Raw genomic sequence first — 19,074 nt, 5'->3', positions numbered from 1 at the left:
GGCCTTTATGCTCACCGACTTAGAAAAAAACGCCATCCGCGACCACTACCGCGCCATTGCGCAAAACCTGCCGCAGTTCCGCCCGCGCGCCGCCCAGCGCGAGATGATTGCGGCCGTGGCCAACGCGTTTTCGCGCACGCAAACCCGCACCGAGGGCGAAGATGCACCCAAACGCGAAGGTGAAAGCATTGTCGTGGTGGAAGGGCCCACCGGCGTGGGCAAAAGTCTGGCCTACCTGCTGGCGGGCGGCATCATGGCACAAACGCGCGGCAAAAAGCTGATTGTTTCCAGCGCGACGGTGGCATTGCAGGAGCAGCTGGTCGACCGCGACCTGCCGTTTGTGGTGGAAAAAAGCGGGCTGGAACTCACGTTCGCTCTGGCCAAAGGGCGCGGCCGCTATCTGTGTCCCTACAAACTCTACCAGCTGACGCAAAACAACGCCCAGCAAACGCTGGCCGGTTTCGATGCCCCCGCCGTGCTGTGGGACAGCAAACCCAAGCCCGAAGAGCTGCAAAGTCTGCGCGACATCGCCGATGCGTTTGCCGCCCGCCGCTTCAACGGCGACCGCGACACTTGGCCGGAAAAAATCGACGATGCCGTGTGGCAGAAAGTCAATAACGACAACTACGGCTGCCTGAAAGCCGCCTGCCCCAACCGTGCCGAATGCCCGTTTTATCTGGCACGCGACACGCTGGAAACGGTGGATGTCGTCGTCGCCAACCACGATTTGCTGCTGGTCGATGCCGCCATGGGCGGCGGCGTGATTCTGCCCGCGCCCGAAAACAGTTTCTACTGTATCGACGAGGCGCACCACCTGCCCAAAAAAGCCCTGAGCCGCTTTGCCGCCGAGCATTCGTGGAATCAGGCCGCATGGATTCTGGAAAAACTGCCCGCCCTGACCGGCAAAATCGCCGCGCTGACCGACAAAGCGGATTTGGCCAATCTGGCCGACGAAGCGGCCGCCGCCCTGCTCGAAAGCCTGCACGAATGGCAGTTCCACCTGTCCGAAGCCGCCGAATTGAGGCCTTCCGAACACGGCGAATCCGTCTGGCTGTGGCAGGACGGCAAAATCCCCGAACATCTGGAAACCGCCGTTTCCAATACCGCCGTTGCCGCGCGCAGCCTCTACAAACACGCCAACAGCCTGAACGACGCCCTCTCGGCCGCACGGCGCGACAAAGACCAGAACAGCGCGCAAATCGACCGCCTCAGCAGCGAACTGGGCATGTTCCGCGCGCGCATCGAGCAGATTTCCGCCACATGGGATTTGATCGCCACCGTGCCGCCCGAAGGCGAAGCACCGCTGGCCAAATGGATCAGCCGCCGTCTCGACGACAAAAACGACTATATTTTCCACGCCAGCCCCATCAGCAGCGCGTCTTATCTGGCCAACCAATTATGGCGGCGCGCCGCCGGTGCGCTGCTCACCTCCGCCACCCTGCAATCGCTGGGCAGTTTCAATCTGATCCTGCGCCAAACCGGCCTGCACTGGCTGCCCGAAACCACCACCCTCGCCCTGCAAAGCCCGTTCGATTTTGCGGCACAGGGCGAGCTGTATCTGCCGCCCGTGGCCGCCAGCCCCAAAGACCCCGCCGCCCACACCGCCGCCGTGGCCGAGTGGCTGCCCAAGCTGATTGCGCCCGATGAAGCCGTCGGTACGCTGGTGCTGTTTTCCTCGCGCAAACAGATGCAGGAAGTCGCCCTGCGCCTGCCCGAAAGCCACCTGCCGCTGCTGTTGGTGCAGGGCGAACTGCCCAAAGCCGTACTGCTGGAAAGACACCATCAAGCCGTTTCAGACGGCCGCGCCAGCATCATTTTCGGGCTGGACAGCTTCGCCGAAGGGCTGGACTTGCCGGGATTGGCCTGCGTGCAGGTCATTATCGCCAAACTGCCGTTTTCCATGCCCGACAATCCGGTCGAAAAAACCCAAAACCGTTGGATCGAACAGCGCGGCGGCAATCCGTTTATCGAAATCACCGTACCCGAAGCCAGCATCAAGCTGGTACAGGCCGTCGGCCGCCTGATCCGCACCGAAAGCGACTACGGCCGCGTCACCATACTCGACAACCGCGTCCAAACCCAAAACTACGGCCGCCAGATGCTCGCCTGCCTGCCGCCGTTCAAACGCATCGGTTAAACGGTGTGGCACACCGGCCGCCCCACATGGTTATCCGCACGGGTATTCAGCATTCAGAAACGCAATAAAAACCCAAAGGCCGTCTGAAAAGATCGGTTTCAGACGGCCTGCTTTTTGATTTGATGATGGTGAAGCGTGAAACACCAAAATAGTAGGTCGGATACCGGTATCCGGCATTTCATTTGCCGATCCGTGCCGGATACAAGTATCCGACCTACGGGAACGGATTCAGACGGCCCGAACGTGCCGATTCAGCCGAAATCCAGACACAGATACTTCAATTCCAGATATTCGTCGATACCGTATTTACTGCCCTCGCGCCCCAGGCCGCTCATTTTGATGCCGCCGAACGGTGCGACTTCGTTGCTGATCAGGCCGGTATTGATGCCGACCATGCCGTATTCCAATGCTTCGCCCATCCGCCACTGGCGGGCGGCATCGCCGGTAAAGCAGTAGGCCGCCAAGCCGAATTCCGTATCGTTGGCGGCCGCCAGCACCTCCGCTTCCGTTTTAAAACGGAACACCGGACACAGCGGACCGAACGTTTCTTCCCGCGCCACCCGCATTTCTGCCGTTACGCCGCTCAAAACCGTCGGCTCGAAAAACGTGCCGCCCAATGTGCTGCGTTTGCCGCCCGTCAGGCAGACCGCGCCTTTGGACAGGGCATCGGCAATGTGTTCCTCCACTTTGCGCACGGCATTCTCTTCAATCAGCGGCCCTTGATGGACACCGTCTGCCAAACCGTTGCCCAGTTTCAGGCCGCCCGCCGCACCGGCCAGCCTGCGGCAAAATTCGTCATAAATGCCCGACTGCACATAGGCGCGGTTGGTACAGACACAGGTCTGGCCGCTGTTGCGGAATTTGCTCGCCAGCAAACCGGCCACCGCCTTATCCAAATCGGCATCGTCAAACACAATAAACGGCGCATTGCCGCCCAATTCCAAACTGAGTTTTTTGATTTGCGCGCCGCTGTCGGCAAAAATTTTCGCACCCACCTCGGTGGAGCCGGTAAAACTGATTTTGCGCACGGTTTCGTTTTGCGCGAACACCCCGCCGATTTCTGCCGCACTGCCGCTCACGACGGCAAACAAATCCTGCGGCACGCCCGCCTCATCAGCCAAAACCGCCAGGGCATACGCAGAAAGCGGGGTCAGCGCGGCAGGCTTGACCAGCATCGCACAACCGGCCGCCAGTGCCGGGGCGGCCTTGCGGGTAATCATGGCGGCCGGGAAATTCCACGGTGTGATGGCCGCCGCAACGCCGATGGGCTGCCGGATGACCATCAGTTTCTGGCCGGGCTTCACGCCGGTCAGAATATCGCCGTCGATGCGGCGTGCCTGCTCGGCAAACCAACGGACAAACGAAGCGGCATAATCGATTTCGCCGCGCGATTCGGTCAGGCTTTTACCCTGCTCCATCGTCATCAGCCGCGCCAGATTTTCTTTGTTTTCCCGTATCAGCCCGTACCAGCGCCATAAAATATCCGCGCGCGCCAAAGCCGTTTGCGCCGCCCATTCGCGCTGGGCGGCGGCGGCGCGTGCAATCCGCTCCGCCAGCTCCGCCGCTCCCGTCTGTTTCACAAACGCCAGCGTCTCGCCCGTTGCCGGATTGCCGACCCGGATACTGTCTGCCGATGCAGCAGATCCGACATCGGGGTGTTGCAGCAGTTGTTCGATGGTTTTCATACGGCCTCCCAATCCGCCTGTACCCGCAGCATCTGCCGCAGGCGGTATCACGCAAAAGCGGCCGTCCGGCGGCCTCCCTTTTACAGAACTTTTTCTATATATTAAACATTTGATTCATATATTGAACAATATAAGGACACCCCTGCTGGATTGTCAAACCCTTTTACTGTTCCAATTAAATCCGATGAAACCGGCCAGCATCATTCCCGCGCCCGACAAAACCGTGCGCATTCCCGATATGCCGGCACAAACACCGGCCGGTAGTGCCGACATCGCCAAAACCCCTGCTCTGCCGCGCAGTTCGGTGCATGTGCTGCCGGGCGGCCTGCCACGTCCCGCCGCCCGACTGACGCAGGCCGCAGGCGGGCGGATGCGCTGACGGCGCGCAAAACAGAGGCCGTCTGAAATAGCTGTTCAACCATTCAGACGGCCTGTCTACGGAAACCTCAAATATCTTCGGACTGCGGCTTGATGTCGTGCAGATGCAGACGTTCCGCTTCAATTTCCCGGTCGCTGAGCGGCCGGTCGGCATACGTTACCAAATCGTCCACCGAATTTTCAATCACCAGCTCGCGCTCTTCGGCTTCCATCCCGGCAGCCGGCGTAACGCCGGTGTCATTGTCGTGTTCCGCTTCGGTCATGTTTGGCTCCTTTGTCGTTTATGCCGGAAAACGGGCGGACATACCGTCCGCCAAACCGACTATACCGGATTGGGCGGTCTCTGCCACCCGCCACGTTGCTCAGGCCGTCTGAATCCGACTGTGCCGTTGGCGTAGACGTAGGTCGGATACCGGTATCCGACCTACGGTTAGCTTTCAGACGGCCTGATGTGCATCGATGCTGCCGAAACGCCCGTGTTTGAAATCGTTCAGTGCCTGACGGATTTCTTCGGACGTATTCATCACAAACGGGCCGTAAGCGGCCACCGCTTCGTTTATCGGCTCGCCGGAAAGCAGCAGGATTTTGACATCCCCGCTGCCCGCGTGAATGGAAACGGTATCGCCGCCGTCTTCAAAAACGGCCAGCTGTCCCGCTTCTGCCGTATCCGCTTCGGAAAACCGCACCTGTCCGCGCAGCACCACCATCAAGAGCCGGTGGCCGGACGGAACCGCCAGATCGGCCGTCTGTCCCGCATGGATCTGCACATCCCACACATTAATCGGCGTAAAAGTTTCAGCCGCACCGCTCACGCCGCCATATTCGCCCGCAATCAGGCGCAGGTGTCCGGCACCGTCGGCCAGCGGCACGGTGGGAATCTGCTCTTTGGCCAAATGCTGGTAACGCGGCGGCGTATGTTTAGACGCAGCAGGCAGGTTGACCCACAACTGCACCATTTCAAACAGCCCGCCGCGGCGGCTGAATGCTTCGGAATGAAATTCTTCGTGGACAATGCCGCGCCCCGCCGTCATCCACTGCACATCGCCTTCGCGGATCACGCCCCCGCCACCGGCCGAATCGCGGTGCGCCACTTCGCCGTGATAGGCGATGGTAACGGTTTCAAAGCCTTTGTGCGGATGTGCGCCGACACCGCGCGGCGGACGGGTTTCATTCGGCGCAAACTCATGGGGCGCGGCATAATCGAGCATCAAAAAAGGATCGGTGCCGCGATCTTCGCCCATATGCGAAAACAGGGGCTGCACCCAAAATCCGTCGCCTACCCAATGGCGGCTGTCAGTACGGTAAATCTGTTTGATTCTGCGCATGGTCGTCTTCCTGATTCGGTGTATCGGCCGTTCAGACGGCCTCTGTTGTTTATATCGTCCGGACGAATGTATGGGCTAAAAACCGATAAACAAGAAAAATTGATAAAAAAAGCGAGCGTCCACTTTCGTATGATGATGCGGGGAAAAAGAATGGATAAGGTTTTCATATTAATGCTCTTTTCACACCCTATCCACGATAGCCGGCCGGTCCGGTAAATACAGCAAATCAACCACATCCCCCTTTTTCCATTCCGATAACTCATGTATAAATACCGTTTGCTTTCGTTCTATCTGATGGGTATGCCCTTGATTATCCTGATATTTAAATCCAATCAGCATAGTAGGTTGATCATTCAAGGACTCGCCCGTTATGTCAAACCGTATAATTTCACCCCGTGTTTTTAGCCCATACAGCAACAAACGATTTTTCTCTTCTTGGTTCAGCTCCCTAAAAAAACCTTGCCCTATTTTTCCCAAAAACGCATATATGATAATTCCAATCATCGGTGAGAATACCCAAGGATGAAAAAAGCTTAACCAACGTATGCCATCGCCTTGGCTATAGAGGTGATGAGAGATAATAAATGCCGTAATGCTATAACTTATCGCAATGATTAAAAAAACAATATCTACTGTTTTGTTATAGTTCAATTCTCCACCATCAATAGCAAATGGACAATGTTCTCCACTTTGACGGTTTAAATATAAAATCAGCGTTTTCCCTACTTCGTATCGTCGCTCTTGAGGACGGAGATCCATACAGCTCATTGTGGTTTGGACAGTAGTCCCGGCTAAATTCTCAAATTCCACCACCAAATCAACAACAGCACCTTTTGAAGATTGCTGAGTATGGTTCCCAATAATCCTGGCATTTACTTTTTGACCTTGTTTTGCAAGCGATTGATACAGAAAACGTATTTTTTGGTGCTTACGCATTCGCCTAATAACAACACAGAATAATAGCAACCATAAAAAGATACCCAGTACCAATCCCCCTATAGCCTCAAAGTTACTGTTATGCCATTTTCCTCCATAGTAAAAATACAAAGGAAAAATAAAAGCAAAAAAGTATAAAGCAAGCAACAATATCCAATGGTGATTACTTTTTCTATTAATAAACATACATCCGCCTAATATGACTATTCATAGTCAGGAAGTCTAGCGAGGGGAAATGACATGACTGTGACAGGTTTAGGACTATGGGTTCAATTTAAATACAATTTCTCCTGTCGGGGATTCTGTGAGCATAGGCTCTGTACCAAATTGTTGATAATTATTTAAATCCTGTTGTGCTTGTTGATAAATTTTTTGTCGTTCCGGATTGTGGGGGTCGGCATCTAAGAGATATTTGGTACGACTGATGCGGGATTCCAGTTGCTGAATAAATTCTCTTTGATATTCCACTCGGATATGACGGGCAAATTCACTGTCTCCCGTATTTAAAATCACAAAATACTTAGGATTAGCCGGAATATATTTCACCTCAAATTCTTCACCAACATTTGGATAACGGACAAACTGTCTGGTCGGATACGTTAAATTACCCCTTTGGGTATCAAGAGTATATCCTTCAACCACCCGAAAAAAGGAATGATACGGTTTGCCGTCTGCCTGCAAAATCACATAGTGGAATTGATATGATGCGGTATCCTCACTACTAAGACCTTTGAGGATTTTGGTAATTTTTCCTTTACCAAGCACACCACGTTTGTAAATCAGCTGGTTACTTCGGCGAACCCGAAAATTATAAAGACCAAAGGAAATGAATATTGCCAGTAAATTCAGTGCAAAAAGAATAATTTCAAACGCTCTAAAAAAGTCACGGACAGACTTTATACCGAAAAAATCATAGACAGCTTTATGCTTTTCAAGACTAATGCTGACATAAGATACCAGATTAGATACAAATTTAGATACAAATAACTCTGGAAGAAACAACGGCGGCAGAAACACCAGCATTAATGTACAAACCAACGCAAATATAAAATAAAAATAATACGTTCTTAATAGAAAAAGTTTTATATTCAGCAAAAAATTACTCCTTAACTTGGCTCAGCTTGGCGGCTCAGTCTAGCGAAAGTAAATGGCATGATTGTGACAGGTTTAGGACTATGGATTTGATTTAAATACCAACCCTCTTGAAAATGACTCTACAAGCATAGGCTCAGTGCCAAATTGCTGGTAATTGTATAAATCCTGTTGCGCCTGCTGATAAAGCCTTTGCCGTTCCGGATTATGGGGATCCGCATCTGCAAGGATTTTCGTGTTACTCACACGCTCGCTTAATTGCCGGATAATATTTTGCCGATGTTCCTCTTGGATATGGCGAACAAATTCACTATTACCTGTATTTAAGATTATTGGGTGTTTTTCTAATCCCTTTAAGTATAAGACTTCAAACTTTTCACCGAGTTTGGGATAACGGACAAACTTTTCTTTAGGATAAGTGGGCACTCCATCCTCTTCAACAGCCGTTGGGCTATCGCCAGACTTCAGAAAAAATTTGGTATGTCTTTGTCCAGATGCATCAACAAATGAAAACACATAACGGAAGGTTCGGTCATTCTCCGCACGGATCAGGGGATTGGTAACCTCAGAAACTGTTTCCATAATGGCATTTGCACGTTCGCCATATCGCACGATGGTTTTCCGGCATAGCCTCCGGATAGAGAAAGCAAATATCGAAATAGGTATGAGTATACAAACAGATACAAGAAGTGGACTTTCCTTTGTATATCGCCAAACAAAAAAGGTAATTAAACCATCAAGAAGAAAAACAACCGGCCATACTCGCACAACCAAATGAGCAAAAAGAATTGACAGTATTTTCATACTAATCTTCCACCTACCCAATATGACAATTCATATTCGCTCAGTCTAGCGAGGGTAAATGACACGAATGTGACAAGTTTAGGACTCAGGATTCAATTTAAAATCAGCCATTTTTTAAATGATTTTATCAGTCATAAGCCTTTTACCAATATGCAGATTTTGATACTGCGCCACCCGCCCCCGCCAGGCCATACCGGCAAACCCCGCCCACCACAAGGAATTCTGTACCAACGGCAAGCCGCTAACCGCCGGACGGGCGGTCGTCATACTGCCGCTTCAACCGGCGGTTGCGCGCGCGGATGAATGCCGCCCAAAACAGAAACAGCGTCGGCAGAACCGTGAGAAACACCAGATAAATCAGCATTCTGGCCAACCCCGGCTGTGCCAGCGAAAACATCAGCGTAACAAAAATATAGCCGATTACCACGATATGCCACACCGTCTGCCCCCTGTTGCTCGTTGTCACAAAAAAGCCGATTATAGCCCACCGTACCCGAGGCCGTCTGAAAACGAGCGAAGCGGGTTTCTGCGGAGCTAAAACGGTGCGCAGCACCGCTGCGGCGGAGCAAAAACGACAATAGTGAGTTTCTGCGGAGCTTGAACGAAGCCCGTAGGTCGGATACTTGTATCCGACACGGATAGGCAACTGAAATGTCTGAAATGTCGGATACAAGTATCCGACCTACGCAGCTGTCGGTTGGCGGCACCATCGGATTCAGACGGCCTCCGTGCAGCAAAAAACCGCCGTTCGGTGCATACGGTCGAAGATATCCGGATATGCGCCAAACGGCGGAGCAAGGCGGGCAGCGGTTAAGCGGGGGTGTAGCCCTGAACCTGATCGGCACCGTCGCCGAAAAAGTAGTTTTCCATCTGCTGCGCCAGATACTCGCGCGCGCGCGGATCGGCCAGGCTCAGGCGGTTTTCGTTGATCAGCATGGTTTGGTGGCGCGTCCACGCGTCCCACGCTTCCTGCGACACATTGTCGAAAATCCGTTTGCCCAACGCATTGGGCAGCGGGGCGAATTTCATGCCGGGGGCTTCCTTGCCCAGCTTGATACAGTGAACCATACGGGTCATGACGATTCCTTTTATGCGGTGGATTGACGGCTGCATTGTAAAGGAAAGTGGCGGGCGAATGAAGCCGACGGCGGTAAAACGGTCTGTCGGCAGGCGCATTCTGCATTATCTGAACCGCCGACAGTATCCCGTTTCGGCCGCCGTCAAGCGGATCCGCCGTATTGCGGCACACAGCAAAAAGGCCGTCTGAAACGGCCTGTCTGCTGCTTGAATTACTGCGCTTTCCAGCGCGCCTGCGATTCGCGGATTACGGCTTTGGCCTCTTCAATGCCGCCCCAGTGTTCCACTTTGGTGGAACCCGGTTTTTTCAGGGCTTTGTAGTGGTTGAAGTGGAATTCAATCTGCTTGATGAGCTGCGGCGGCAGATCGTCCAAGCTGTTGTAGGCATTGCCGTTATTGCGGTCATCGGCCGGTACGACGACGATTTTGTCGTCCACTTCGCCGTCATCGACAAATTTCATCACGCCGATCACCCGGCCTTCCATGTAAATGCCGGTGGGCAGCGGGGTATCGGTGATAACCAGCGCGTCCAATTCGTCGCCGTCTTCATCGAGCGTTTGCGGGATAAAGCCGTAGTTGGTGGGTTTGGCGAAAATCAGCGGTTCGACGCGGTCGAGCTTCATGGCGCCCAGTTTGCGGTCCCATTCGATTTTGTGGTTGGAACCGGCGGGGATTTCGATTACGACATTGATGATGCCGCCGTCCACATCGCCGGCATCGAGAATTTGGTTGAAGTCTGCCATCGGAAGATTCCTTGTTGAACAAAAGGGATAAACAGCGGCGATTATAACAAAAAAGGCCGTCTGAAAACGGTGCGCAGCACCGTTTCTGCGAAGCAAAAACGAACCTTGTGAGTTTTCTGCAAAGCAAAAACGAAGTCCTGCGTTTTCGCAGAGCTAAACGAATAAAGTGTTTTTTTGCGGAACTAAAACGAACAAAATGCGTTTTCTGCGGGGCGCAAACAAGCACAGCAAATTTCTGCGGAGCTAAAACGCAACCTGCTTTGCCGCTGTATTCGATATTCAGACGGCCTGCGGTGCCCGATATTCGGTCAGACGGCAAGGCAGGGCGGCCAGACTGCCGAACCGCCGCCACACGGGCGGCTGCCCGTCTGCCGCCCACACAGCACTGACGCTGCATATCCCGATCTCGGCCGTTGCCCCGTGCCACCGGCCGGACGGCGCGCGCAAATGAATGCCCCCGTCCGCCCCCGTACCGATTCCGACCTCGGGCATATCGGCCGGAAATTCACCGCCCACAGCTTTGAGCAATGCTTCCTTTACCGTCCACAAGCGGTAAAAATCATGCGCGGGCCGACGGCTCTGCCGCCACCAATCCCGCTCCCACTCACTCCCTACCCATTCGAGCAAAGCGGCAAAGTCGCGCGGGCGGCGGTATTCAATATCGATGCCGCCTGAAAAAGGCGCGTCCAAAACAGCGGCATAGCCGCAACTGTGCGACAGGGAAGCGGGGTTGTCCGCCCCGTCGAGCAAGGCACGGCTGACCCGCCAGTCGGCACGCCCGGCCAGCTGCGGCGCACGCAGCAGCCTGGCACGGTCCTGCGGCCGCAACCGTGCCGCATCATAATGTACCGCCCAATCAGGACCGGCCAGCCGGCATACCGCGCCCTTATGTTCCGCCCCGCCGCCCGCGATCGCCGCACCGTCCAAACTATACCCCCGTCCAGCGTTTGAAAATCAGAGAGGTATTGACACCGCCGAATGCGAAATTATTGTTCATCACATAATCGGCGGTCAGATGACGGCCTTCGCCGCAGATATAATCGACTCCGCCGCAGCGCGGATCGGGTTCGTCCAAATTGAGCGTGGGAGCAAACCAGCCGCTGCGCATCATTTCGACCGAAAACCAGGATTCCAGCGCACCGCAGGCGCCCAGCGTATGCCCCAGATAGCTTTTCTGCGAACTCATCGGTACAAAGCCGAACAAATCCGCTGTTGCCTGCGTTTCGGCAATATCGCCTTTTTCGGTGGCCGTACCGTGTCCGTTCACATAGCCGATCTGATCGGGGCGCAGTCCGGCATCTTCCAAAGCCAGTTCCATACAGCGGCGCATGGTGTGCTGCTGCGGCTGGGTAATGTGGCTGCCGTCGCTGTTGGCACCGTAGCCGACAATCTCCGCATAAATGTCCGCACCTCGCGCCTGTGCGTGTTCCAATGATTCCAGCACCAGCATACACGCGCCCTCGCCGATGACCAAGCCGTCGCGCCGCACATCGTAAGGGCGGGGCGTATGCTGCGGTTCTGCATTGCGGCGGCTGGCCGCATACAGACTGTCGAACACATACACTTCGGACGGGCAGAACTCTTCGCCGCCGCCGGCCAGCATACTGTCTATCAAACCGTATTTCACGGCTTCATAAGCATAGCCGATGCCCTGACTGCCGGAAGAGCAGGCACTGGAAGTCGGAATGATGCGGCCGGTCAGGCCGAAAAAAATACCGATATTGGCCGCCACCGTATGCGGCATCATGCGCACATAGGTGTTGGCATTGAAATTGCGCGTATTGCCGTGCAGCACCAAATCGCCCAGCGTGCCGACATCTTTGGTGCTGCCGGTCGATGACCCCGCCGCCACGCCCATGCGGCCGTCCCGAATCCGCCCGTCGCCCAGCAGTCCGGCATCGGCCAACGCCTGCTCGGCCGCATCGACCGTCATCTGTGCGCCGCGCCCCATGCTGCGCAGCTGTTTGCGCGTCCAATGTTCGGGCGGCCGGTAACCGGCAACGGGCGCGCCCAGCCGCGCTTCCAGATCGGGAAACCGATCCGCCCAATCCATATACTGCACGGCATTCCGCCCCCGCCGGAAGCAGGCCTGAATGTCTGCCCAGCTGCGGCCGAACGCGCTCACGGCTCCGACTCCCGTTATGACGACCCGTCTCAACACAAACCTCCGTTTACCGCAATCACCTGCCGCGTGATGTAGGCGGCCCGCTCGTCCATCAGAAAGCGTACCGCATGCGCCACTTCTTCCGGCCGCCCCATACGCTGCACCGGCACGGCTTTCAGGATTTCTTCCACCGGCACATGTTCATCGACAATATCGGTGTCAATCAGTCCGGGGGCGACGCAGTTGACGGTAATCTTGCGCTTGGCCAGCTCGACCGCCAGTGCTTTGGCCGCACCGATGACACCGGCCTTGGACGCGCTGTAATTGACCTGCCCGCGGTTGCCGGTCAGCCCGGACACCGATGCCATGCACACAATCCGCCCGCTTTGGCGGCGGCGGATCATCGGCATCACAACAGGGTGCAGCACATTGTAAAATCCGTCCAGATTGGTACGGATGACCTGATCCCAATCGTCGTCTTCAAAAGCAGGGAAAGCATTGTCGCGGGTCAGCCCCGCATTCAGCACCACTCCGTAATACGCGCCGTAAGCGTCCATATCGGCCGTCAGTACGCGGCGGCAGGCTTCCCTGTCGGCAATATCGAATTGCAGCACCCGTGCGGCACGCCCCATACTGCGCACGGCAGCGGCCACGGCCTCCGCCTCTTCACGGCGGCTGCGGCAATGAACCGCAATATCGTAGCCTGCGGCGGCCAAATCCAATGCCACCGCCTTGCCGATGCCCCGGCTCGATCCGGTAATCAAAACCGTTTTCTGCATAATTTTCCTTTTTTCTGACTGTTCCGGCTTCCGTCCGCTCACTGCCCGCCGGACAGGCCGTCTGAATCTGCCTTCGGGCTGTAAACATTCAGCGCGGCCGCCAACACCACGCCGTCCGGCGGCAGCCTGCCCGTCCACGACGGCGGAACAGAAACGCACAGCAGGCGGCAGTCGAACACGCCGAAACCGCTGCCGTCCTGCGTGGAAGCGCGCACTTCGATTTTCAGACGGCTGCCCACCGGCAGCACGTCGGCAAAAACATTGAGTTTCCGGCTGCCCAGCAAAAAACCCAGGCGTACGGGTTCCCCCGCATTGACGGCCCGGCAGCCCGCCAGCGCCGCAATGCCCTGCGCCATAATTTCCGCGCCCGACAGGCAGGGCAGAACCCCCTGTTCCAACAGGATATGGTCCGGCCGGATTTCGGCCTCCGCTTCCAGAAAGTCATCGCCGTAAGCCGTAATTCTGTCCAGCAGTACCATGCGGCCGCTGTGCGGCAGCAGCGGTGCCACCGTTTCGATGGGGCAGACCGGCTTCTTGTTGCACTCTGTCATCACTGTCCTCCGTCCGCGTTTTCGCCGATGACCAACACCGCATTGCTGCCGCCGAAGGCAAACGAGGCACTCGCACCGATACGGCGGCCGTCCGGCCAACGGCTGTCCCCGTCGGTCAGCCGGACAGGCGGCAGTGCCGCATCGTAATCGACAGTACCGAACTGCGGCGGCAGACGGCCTTGCGGATTGAAGCGGCGGCTGACCGCCAGCCACAACAAGGCAGCCTCCAATGCACCGGCCGCGCCCAATGTGTGTCCGGTCAGCGGCTTGGTGGACGTGCAGCAGACCCCGCTGCCGAAAACGCGGTGGACGGCCAGACTTTCCATGGCATCGTTTTGCAGCGTTCCGGTACCGTGCAGATTAATCCAGCCGACAGCACCGGCCGCCAAACCCGCACCGGCCAATGCCGCTTCAAATGCGGCGGCCGCCCCCTCGCCTTCCGGGTGCGGCGAAGACATATGGTAGGCATCACTGCTCGCACCGCACCCCAGCAGCGGCAGGCCGTCTGAAAACAGGGCCTCGCGCGTCATCACAAACGCTGCGGCCGCTTCGCCGATATTGATGCCGTTGCGGCGGCGGTCAAACGGCCGCGCCAAGTCGGGCGACAACACTTCGAGTGCGGCAAAACCGTTAATCGTCAGATAAGACAGCGTATCCGCCCCGCCGCACACCACCGCATCGCACAATCCCGCACGCAGCAGGCGGGCGGCACTGATCAGGGCGCGCGCACCGGACGTGCAGGCCGTGGATACGGTATAGCGCAGGCCGCTCAAACCATACACCTCCGCCACAAACTCCGCCGGCGCGGCCATCAGCTGCTGGCGGTAGTGGAACGGCTTCCCGTGCCATGCGCCGCCTGCGGCAGCATGGCGGAACAAGTCGGCATTTTCATCGGCACCGCTGGTCGAAGTGCCCATCACAACCGCGACACGGTGGCTGCCGAACCGCTCCCTGACCGTTTCAATCTGCGGCTCGATTTGTGCCAGCGCGTGCCACAGCAGGCGGTTGTTCCGGCTGTGGAACGATGCGTCAAGCGACGGCGGAAACGCCCGCAACGCCCCGCCTACGGCACCGAAAAAATACGGTTTCCCCGCCACCCACTGACCGGAAACCGCCAGCGGGCTCTGTGCAGGCGGGCAGTCGAACAGTGCCGCCGCGTGCTGCGCCGCACCGTCGCCCAATGCGCTGACCAATGCAGGCGCGGACAAATAAACATTCTGACGTTCCAACCTCATTCCTCCAAGGGGCGGACCAGCCATCCGACTCCGTCCCCCGCATCAATCCGCCAGCCGCCGTCGGCCGGCCGGCTGCACCATAACAGCACGGCTCCGTCGTAATAGCAGGCAGCCGCACCGTCCGCCTGCCGCCGCCACTGGGGAAAAACGGCCGCACCGTCGGCCGCCAGCAGCGGCAGCAGTGCAGTAAACAGGCGGCGCGCCCCGGCATCGGGCATCACAAAACCGTCGTTGCGCCAGCCCCGCCGCCCGAAAATCTGCCGTGTCTGCGGCACGCCCAAAGCATCGGTCTGTACAAAACGCACGCCCTCCGCACCCGGTTCCACCGCCAACAGGCTCTGCACGGCCGTTTCTGCCCCACGGTACTGCGTCAGTTGGAACCAGCCGCTGCGCGCCAGCGGCGGCACTTCCCGCTTCTGCGGCAGAACGGCACAGGCCGCCAGCAGGCACAGGGCGGCAGGCAACAGTTGTTTTCCCATCAATCATCCTTTTTTTCAGACGGCCTGTGCGGCTTGGCAGGCCGTCTGAAATACGGCGGCGGTCAGGCCGGCTGCTGCCTGCCCACCAGAGCCGCCAGCGCGGCCAGACGCTGCGCGTGTTTTTCCACAAACGGGTTGGCCGTATCCCACGCATAACCCGCCAGAATCGACGAAATCATGCGGCTGATGTCGGGACTGCGGCCGGGCGCGTAAATCACATCTTGGAAACGGGTATCATACCAGCCCGTTACATAAGTGCGGAACGTATCCACCCCCCGCATCAGCGGCACGGCAAACTCGGCCTGCCAGTCGGCCGCGCCGCCGCTGAGCTGCCGGGCCAGCAGGCCGGCCGCCAGTTTGGCCGAATGCATGGCAATGGTAACGCCCGAAGAAAACACCGGGTCGAGAAATTCGGAAGCATTGCCCAGCAGGGCAAAATGCCGGCCGTACAGGGTTTTCACATTGGCCGAATAGCCGCCGATGCTGCGGAACGGAATATCGTTCTCCCACACCGCATCCGCCAGCACCTCGGCCAGCATCGGACATTCCGATGCGGTTTTTTTCAGCACGGTTTCGGCATCGCCCGCCAGTTTGTCGGGCGTACCGACCACGCCGATGGAACAATGGTTGTCGCCGAACGGAATCGTCCACAGCCACACATCGCGGTGCTGCGGGTGTGTCGTAATCAGGATTTTATCGCGGTCGAATTTCGGGCTGGTAATATTGTCCCGGATATGGGTGAAATGGGCGATACGCGGCGGCAGGTCGGACGGGGTTTCCAAATCCAGCAGGCGCGGCAGGACACGGCCGTAACCGCTGGCATCCAATACAAAGCGGGCATGCAGGCGGTACGTACTGCCGCCGTCCGTTTCCACGCCCAGTACCGCCCCGTCTCCGCTGTCTTCAAACGCGGTCACGCTGTGGCCGAAACGCACCTCGACACCCTGTCTGGCCGCCTCGTCTATCAGAATCTTGTCGAAAACGGCACGGCGTACCTGAAAAGTGGTACCGGGGCCGTCTGAAAACTTATCGGTGAAATCAAAATAAGTATAGCGGCTGCCCCACGTGAACGCCGCGCCGTTTTTCAGCTGGAAAGACGGTTCGGCCTGTACCGCAGCCAAAAAACCCGCTTCTTCGATCATTTCCATACAGTGCGGCAGCAGGCTCTCGCCGATGACGAAACGCGGAAAATGCTGCTGTTCCAGCACGCACACCCGGAAACCTTTCCGGTTGAGCAGCGCGGCGGCCACCGAACCGGCCGGCCCCGCACCGATAACGGCCACATCGAACGAATGCAAACAAGACATAGTATTTCTTCACATCAGGTTGGTTGGAATCACAATACCGGCAAACGCCGCCCGCCTTACTGCGGCAGAATCCGTTTGGCCGCATGCTCGCCGGACGTGTCATGCCGAACCGCTTCTGTTCAGCAGCCAAACGGCCAGCCACAGGTTAATCAGCGTACCCGCCGCAACGGTGATGCCGAAAGCGGCGACAGCGGGAGTGCTGCTCAGGCCGAGCAGTGCGAACGCGAAACCGGTGGTCAGCGCGGCAGGCAGCAGGCCGCCGAAACGGGCGGGAATGCTGTGCCCCGATGCGGCGGCGTACACGGCATAATCGGTACCGACGGCTGACACCAGCAGCAGGCCGAACATGGCAAACAGGCTGACGGGAATGCCCGCCCACCCCAATACGGCCACCGTCGCAACGGCTGCGGTCAGCGGTACGGCCAGCACCATACTGCCGCGCCTGATGCCGAACAGCCGCCACAGCAGCAAGAGTGCCAGGCCGTAAGAAGCCAGTTTCAGCCACGCTGCCTGATTGCGGGTTTCGCGGAACAGGCTGTTCAAACGGCTGCGCTTGTCGGCCCAGTATACCCCGTCCATCCCCTTGACGGCCGTCTGAACGACAGCCGCGTCGCTCACACCGTTCAGACGGATAACCGAAGCAAAACGGCCGGGTTCGGGCTCGCCCAGATACAGCGGCCGCCATGCCTCGGCCAAAGCGGGTTTAAGGCCGTCTGAAAGCGTAACGGCCGGTGCGGCGGCGGCACTGTTCAAAGCCTGACGCACCGTCTGGCCGGGTACGCCGAGATCGCGCAGCGGCTGCCAGCTTTCCGGCAGTTTGGCCAGTTCGCGCAGGCGGTTTTGCAGTTTCTGCTGTTCGGAAACCGGCATCAGCCATTGGTCCAACGACTGAATACCGGCCAGTTTCTGCTGTACCGCCGGTATGTGCAGCGCCCGGCCGACTTCGGCATTTTTCCGCAGCAGCGCATCTTCACTGCCGGCTTCCACCACCAGATAACGGCCGCCGAAATCGAAACCGGCCAACGCTCCGGCCTGCTGCGCCTCCGCCAACAGCGGCTGCGGCAGATTCACCCACTGGCGGATGTCGTCATGCCAGTCGCTGCGCCACAACCCGCCCAGCAAAAAGAGTGCGTCGGCCACCCGCCAGCCCGTGCGGCCCAGACGGTTTTGCAGACGTAAGGCCGCACCGTACAGCCGCGCCGACCACCGGGCAAACGGCACACCGGCCGGACGGTAGCGGGCAAACAGCGGCGGCAGCCACCATACCGTCGCCCCAAACGCGCCCAGCAGCGCGAAACCCGAAAATACCGCCGTCTGTCGCAAAACCGGCAGGGGCGTCAACCATAAAAACGCATACCCCGCCGCCGTAATCAGCAGGCTGACGGCAAAAGCGGGCAGCACCTGCCGCATGGCGGATACGGGCTGCCAATTCAGGCCGTCTGAATGCGCATCACGGCGCGCGGCCGTGCCGAATATAGAGGGAGCCAGCCAGTGCAGCGGAAAATCGACCAGCATACCGGCCAGGCTGGTACCGATCACAATCGTCAGAATATGCACGCTGCCGAACACCAGCAGAACCGCCGCCAGTCCGGCCAGCAGCCCCGCCGTCAGCGGCAATGCCAGCCAAAACACCCGCGCACTGCGGAATATCCACAGCAGCAGCGCAAACGTAAACAGCAGCCCCGCCGTCCCCATCAGCCTGCTTTCACGCTCGGCGGCCGCTTTCGATTCGGCGGCAAACACCGCGCCGCCCGCCGCCAGAACCGCCACGCCGCTGCGGGCGGCCAACGCCCGGCTCTGCTGCAACAGCGGCGGCAGGCCGGCATGACTGCCGCCCGCCGGCAGCCGTCCGCGCAGCCAAACCCACGTTTTGCCCGCCCCGTCTTCACTGAACAACATTCCGTTGTCGGTATGCCAGCGCAAACGGCTCTGCGGCCGGGCGCGGTCGGACACAAAACGGCCGAAACCCAGCCAGTCCTGCGACAGCGGCAGCGCGGAAGGTGCGGCGAACGGATTGACCGCCGCTTCGGCGCGCTCCCGGAAATAACGCTCCGGTTCCTCGAACAGCATCTGCCGCTGCTGCGGCGGCAATACGGCCAGACCCAAGCGGCGGACTTCCTCCCCCGCTGCCGCCAAGTCAGGGGCAAACGTGCTGTCTACGGCGGAAAACACCCTGCTTTGCCGCCACAGTCCGGCAATATCGGCGGCCGTCTGAAAAGCCTGTTCCGCATCGGTACTGCCCGCCAGCAGCACGACCTGCCCGTCGGCCTGTTCCGCCACCGCATTGTCTGCCGCCTGCAACAGCACGTCGGGGCGCGCCTCCTGCGGCAGCAGGGCGGAAAAATCGGTTTGCAGCCATGCTGATGCGGCCGTGGTGCTGTAAACCACAAATGCCAACAGCAAAACCATCAAAACCGTATACAGGCGGCGGGCGGCGGTCAT

The 19,074-nt window shown here is 57.9% G+C and carries 19 protein-coding genes; 2 read left to right on the top strand and 17 right to left on the bottom strand.

Annotation, left to right across the window (positions count from 1 at the left end):
* Nucleotides 1-7: 7 nt before the first annotated feature.
* Nucleotides 8-2,137: an ATP-dependent DNA helicase DinG gene (gene dinG, locus ORY85_RS08260; protein WP_274571695.1), complete on the top strand. Its 2,130-nt coding sequence runs from the start codon at nucleotides 8-10 to the stop codon at nucleotides 2,135-2,137.
* A 251-nt stretch (nucleotides 2,138-2,388) separates the two neighbouring features.
* Here dinG and ORY85_RS08255 read toward each other — a convergent pair whose 3' ends face one another.
* Nucleotides 2,389-3,822, bottom strand: a complete 1,434-nt coding sequence (locus tag ORY85_RS08255; RefSeq protein ID WP_274571694.1) for an NAD-dependent succinate-semialdehyde dehydrogenase — start codon at nucleotides 3,820-3,822, stop codon at nucleotides 2,389-2,391.
* A 184-nt stretch (nucleotides 3,823-4,006) separates the two neighbouring features.
* Between ORY85_RS08255 and ORY85_RS08250 the strand changes: the two genes are divergently transcribed.
* Nucleotides 4,007-4,201: a hypothetical protein gene (locus ORY85_RS08250; RefSeq protein WP_274571693.1), complete on the top strand. Its 195-nt coding sequence runs from the start codon at nucleotides 4,007-4,009 to the stop codon at nucleotides 4,199-4,201.
* Nucleotides 4,202-4,268: 67 nt separating this feature from the next.
* Here the strand turns inward: ORY85_RS08250 and ORY85_RS08245 are convergent, their stop codons facing one another.
* From ORY85_RS08245 to ORY85_RS08170, 16 genes are all read right to left on the bottom strand, one after another.
* Entirely contained in the window at nucleotides 4,269-4,463 is a 195-nt protein-coding gene (locus ORY85_RS08245) for a hypothetical protein (protein ID WP_274571692.1), read from the bottom strand.
* A gap of 174 nt (nucleotides 4,464-4,637) precedes the next feature.
* The gene (locus tag ORY85_RS08240) at nucleotides 4,638-5,525 is read right to left on the bottom strand and encodes a pirin family protein (RefSeq protein ID WP_274571691.1); all 888 of its coding nucleotides are present in this window, start codon (nucleotides 5,523-5,525) and stop codon (nucleotides 4,638-4,640) included.
* Nucleotides 5,526-5,705: 180 nt separating this feature from the next.
* Entirely contained in the window at nucleotides 5,706-6,647 is a 942-nt protein-coding gene (locus tag ORY85_RS08235; RefSeq protein ID WP_274571690.1) for a DUF3592 domain-containing protein, read from the bottom strand.
* A gap of 75 nt (nucleotides 6,648-6,722) precedes the next feature.
* On the bottom strand, nucleotides 6,723-7,556 hold the full coding sequence (locus ORY85_RS08230; RefSeq protein WP_274571689.1) for a hypothetical protein: 834 nt from the start codon (nucleotides 7,554-7,556) through the stop codon (nucleotides 6,723-6,725).
* 78 nt (nucleotides 7,557-7,634) lie between these two features.
* Nucleotides 7,635-8,357, bottom strand: coding sequence for a hypothetical protein (locus ORY85_RS08225; protein WP_274571688.1), 723 nt, complete (start codon nucleotides 8,355-8,357; stop codon nucleotides 7,635-7,637).
* A 241-nt stretch (nucleotides 8,358-8,598) separates the two neighbouring features.
* Nucleotides 8,599-8,796, bottom strand: coding sequence for a hypothetical protein (locus tag ORY85_RS08220; RefSeq protein ID WP_274571755.1), 198 nt, complete (start codon nucleotides 8,794-8,796; stop codon nucleotides 8,599-8,601).
* Nucleotides 8,797-9,167: 371 nt separating this feature from the next.
* Nucleotides 9,168-9,434, bottom strand: coding sequence for an oxidative damage protection protein (locus ORY85_RS08215; protein ID WP_274571687.1), 267 nt, complete (start codon nucleotides 9,432-9,434; stop codon nucleotides 9,168-9,170).
* Nucleotides 9,435-9,646: 212 nt separating this feature from the next.
* Nucleotides 9,647-10,177 carry an inorganic diphosphatase gene (locus ORY85_RS08210; RefSeq protein WP_274571686.1) on the bottom strand — a complete coding sequence of 177 codons (531 nt, stop codon included), beginning with the start codon at nucleotides 10,175-10,177 and terminating at the stop codon, nucleotides 9,647-9,649.
* 279 nt (nucleotides 10,178-10,456) lie between these two features.
* Nucleotides 10,457-11,104, bottom strand: coding sequence for a 4'-phosphopantetheinyl transferase superfamily protein (locus ORY85_RS08205; protein WP_274571685.1), 648 nt, complete (start codon nucleotides 11,102-11,104; stop codon nucleotides 10,457-10,459).
* 1 nt (nucleotide 11,105) lies between these two features.
* A complete protein-coding gene (locus ORY85_RS08200; protein ID WP_274571684.1) occupies nucleotides 11,106-12,338 on the bottom strand; it encodes a beta-ketoacyl-ACP synthase in 1,233 nt (410 codons plus the stop codon).
* Nucleotides 12,332-13,060 carry a 3-oxoacyl-ACP reductase FabG gene (gene fabG / locus ORY85_RS08195; RefSeq protein WP_274571683.1) on the bottom strand — a complete coding sequence of 243 codons (729 nt, stop codon included), beginning with the start codon at nucleotides 13,058-13,060 and terminating at the stop codon, nucleotides 12,332-12,334. The genes ORY85_RS08200 and fabG overlap by 7 nt, the downstream gene beginning before the upstream one ends.
* A gap of 38 nt (nucleotides 13,061-13,098) precedes the next feature.
* Nucleotides 13,099-13,611, bottom strand: coding sequence for a thioester dehydrase (locus tag ORY85_RS08190; protein WP_274571682.1), 513 nt, complete (start codon nucleotides 13,609-13,611; stop codon nucleotides 13,099-13,101).
* The gene (locus tag ORY85_RS08185; protein WP_274571681.1) at nucleotides 13,611-14,840 is read right to left on the bottom strand and encodes a beta-ketoacyl-ACP synthase; all 1,230 of its coding nucleotides are present in this window, start codon (nucleotides 14,838-14,840) and stop codon (nucleotides 13,611-13,613) included. The genes ORY85_RS08190 and ORY85_RS08185 overlap by 1 nt, the downstream gene beginning before the upstream one ends.
* Before the next feature lie 2 nt (nucleotides 14,841-14,842).
* Nucleotides 14,843-15,325: a hypothetical protein gene (locus tag ORY85_RS08180; protein WP_274571680.1), complete on the bottom strand. Its 483-nt coding sequence runs from the start codon at nucleotides 15,323-15,325 to the stop codon at nucleotides 14,843-14,845.
* A gap of 62 nt (nucleotides 15,326-15,387) precedes the next feature.
* The gene (locus ORY85_RS08175; protein ID WP_274571679.1) at nucleotides 15,388-16,632 is read right to left on the bottom strand and encodes an NAD(P)/FAD-dependent oxidoreductase; all 1,245 of its coding nucleotides are present in this window, start codon (nucleotides 16,630-16,632) and stop codon (nucleotides 15,388-15,390) included.
* 99 nt (nucleotides 16,633-16,731) lie between these two features.
* On the bottom strand, nucleotides 16,732-19,074 hold the full coding sequence (locus ORY85_RS08170; RefSeq protein ID WP_274571678.1) for an MMPL family transporter: 2,343 nt from the start codon (nucleotides 19,072-19,074) through the stop codon (nucleotides 16,732-16,734).

It is taken from the genome of Neisseria leonii, from assembly GCF_028776105.2.
GTDB lineage: Bacteria > Pseudomonadota > Gammaproteobacteria > Burkholderiales > Neisseriaceae > Neisseria > Neisseria leonii.
This window is presented reverse-complemented; position numbering and strand designations above follow the sequence as displayed.

What these genes read in the sequence shown, in the direction of transcription:
- dinG (WP_274571695.1), top strand. Translation starts at nt 8, where the DNA reads ATGCTCACCGACTTAGAAAAAAACGCCATCCGCGACCACTACCGCGCC.
- ORY85_RS08255 (WP_274571694.1), bottom strand. Translation starts at nt 3,822, where the DNA reads ATGAAAACCATCGAACAACTGCTGCAACACCCCGATGTCGGATCTGCT.
- ORY85_RS08250 (WP_274571693.1), top strand. Translation starts at nt 4,007, where the DNA reads ATGAAACCGGCCAGCATCATTCCCGCGCCCGACAAAACCGTGCGCATT.
- ORY85_RS08245 (WP_274571692.1), bottom strand. Translation starts at nt 4,463, where the DNA reads ATGACCGAAGCGGAACACGACAATGACACCGGCGTTACGCCGGCTGCC.
- ORY85_RS08240 (WP_274571691.1), bottom strand. Translation starts at nt 5,525, where the DNA reads ATGCGCAGAATCAAACAGATTTACCGTACTGACAGCCGCCATTGGGTA.
- ORY85_RS08235 (WP_274571690.1), bottom strand. Translation starts at nt 6,647, where the DNA reads ATGTTTATTAATAGAAAAAGTAATCACCATTGGATATTGTTGCTTGCT.
- ORY85_RS08225 (WP_274571688.1), bottom strand. Translation starts at nt 8,357, where the DNA reads ATGAAAATACTGTCAATTCTTTTTGCTCATTTGGTTGTGCGAGTATGG.
- ORY85_RS08215 (WP_274571687.1), bottom strand. Translation starts at nt 9,434, where the DNA reads ATGACCCGTATGGTTCACTGTATCAAGCTGGGCAAGGAAGCCCCCGGC.
- ORY85_RS08210 (WP_274571686.1), bottom strand. Translation starts at nt 10,177, where the DNA reads ATGGCAGACTTCAACCAAATTCTCGATGCCGGCGATGTGGACGGCGGC.
- fabG (WP_274571683.1), bottom strand. Translation starts at nt 13,060, where the DNA reads ATGCAGAAAACGGTTTTGATTACCGGATCGAGCCGGGGCATCGGCAAG.
- ORY85_RS08190 (WP_274571682.1), bottom strand. Translation starts at nt 13,611, where the DNA reads ATGACAGAGTGCAACAAGAAGCCGGTCTGCCCCATCGAAACGGTGGCA.
- ORY85_RS08180 (WP_274571680.1), bottom strand. Translation starts at nt 15,325, where the DNA reads ATGGGAAAACAACTGTTGCCTGCCGCCCTGTGCCTGCTGGCGGCCTGT.
- ORY85_RS08175 (WP_274571679.1), bottom strand. Translation starts at nt 16,632, where the DNA reads ATGTCTTGTTTGCATTCGTTCGATGTGGCCGTTATCGGTGCGGGGCCG.
- ORY85_RS08170 (WP_274571678.1), bottom strand. Translation starts at nt 19,074, where the DNA reads ATGACCGCCGCCCGCCGCCTGTATACGGTTTTGATGGTTTTGCTGTTG.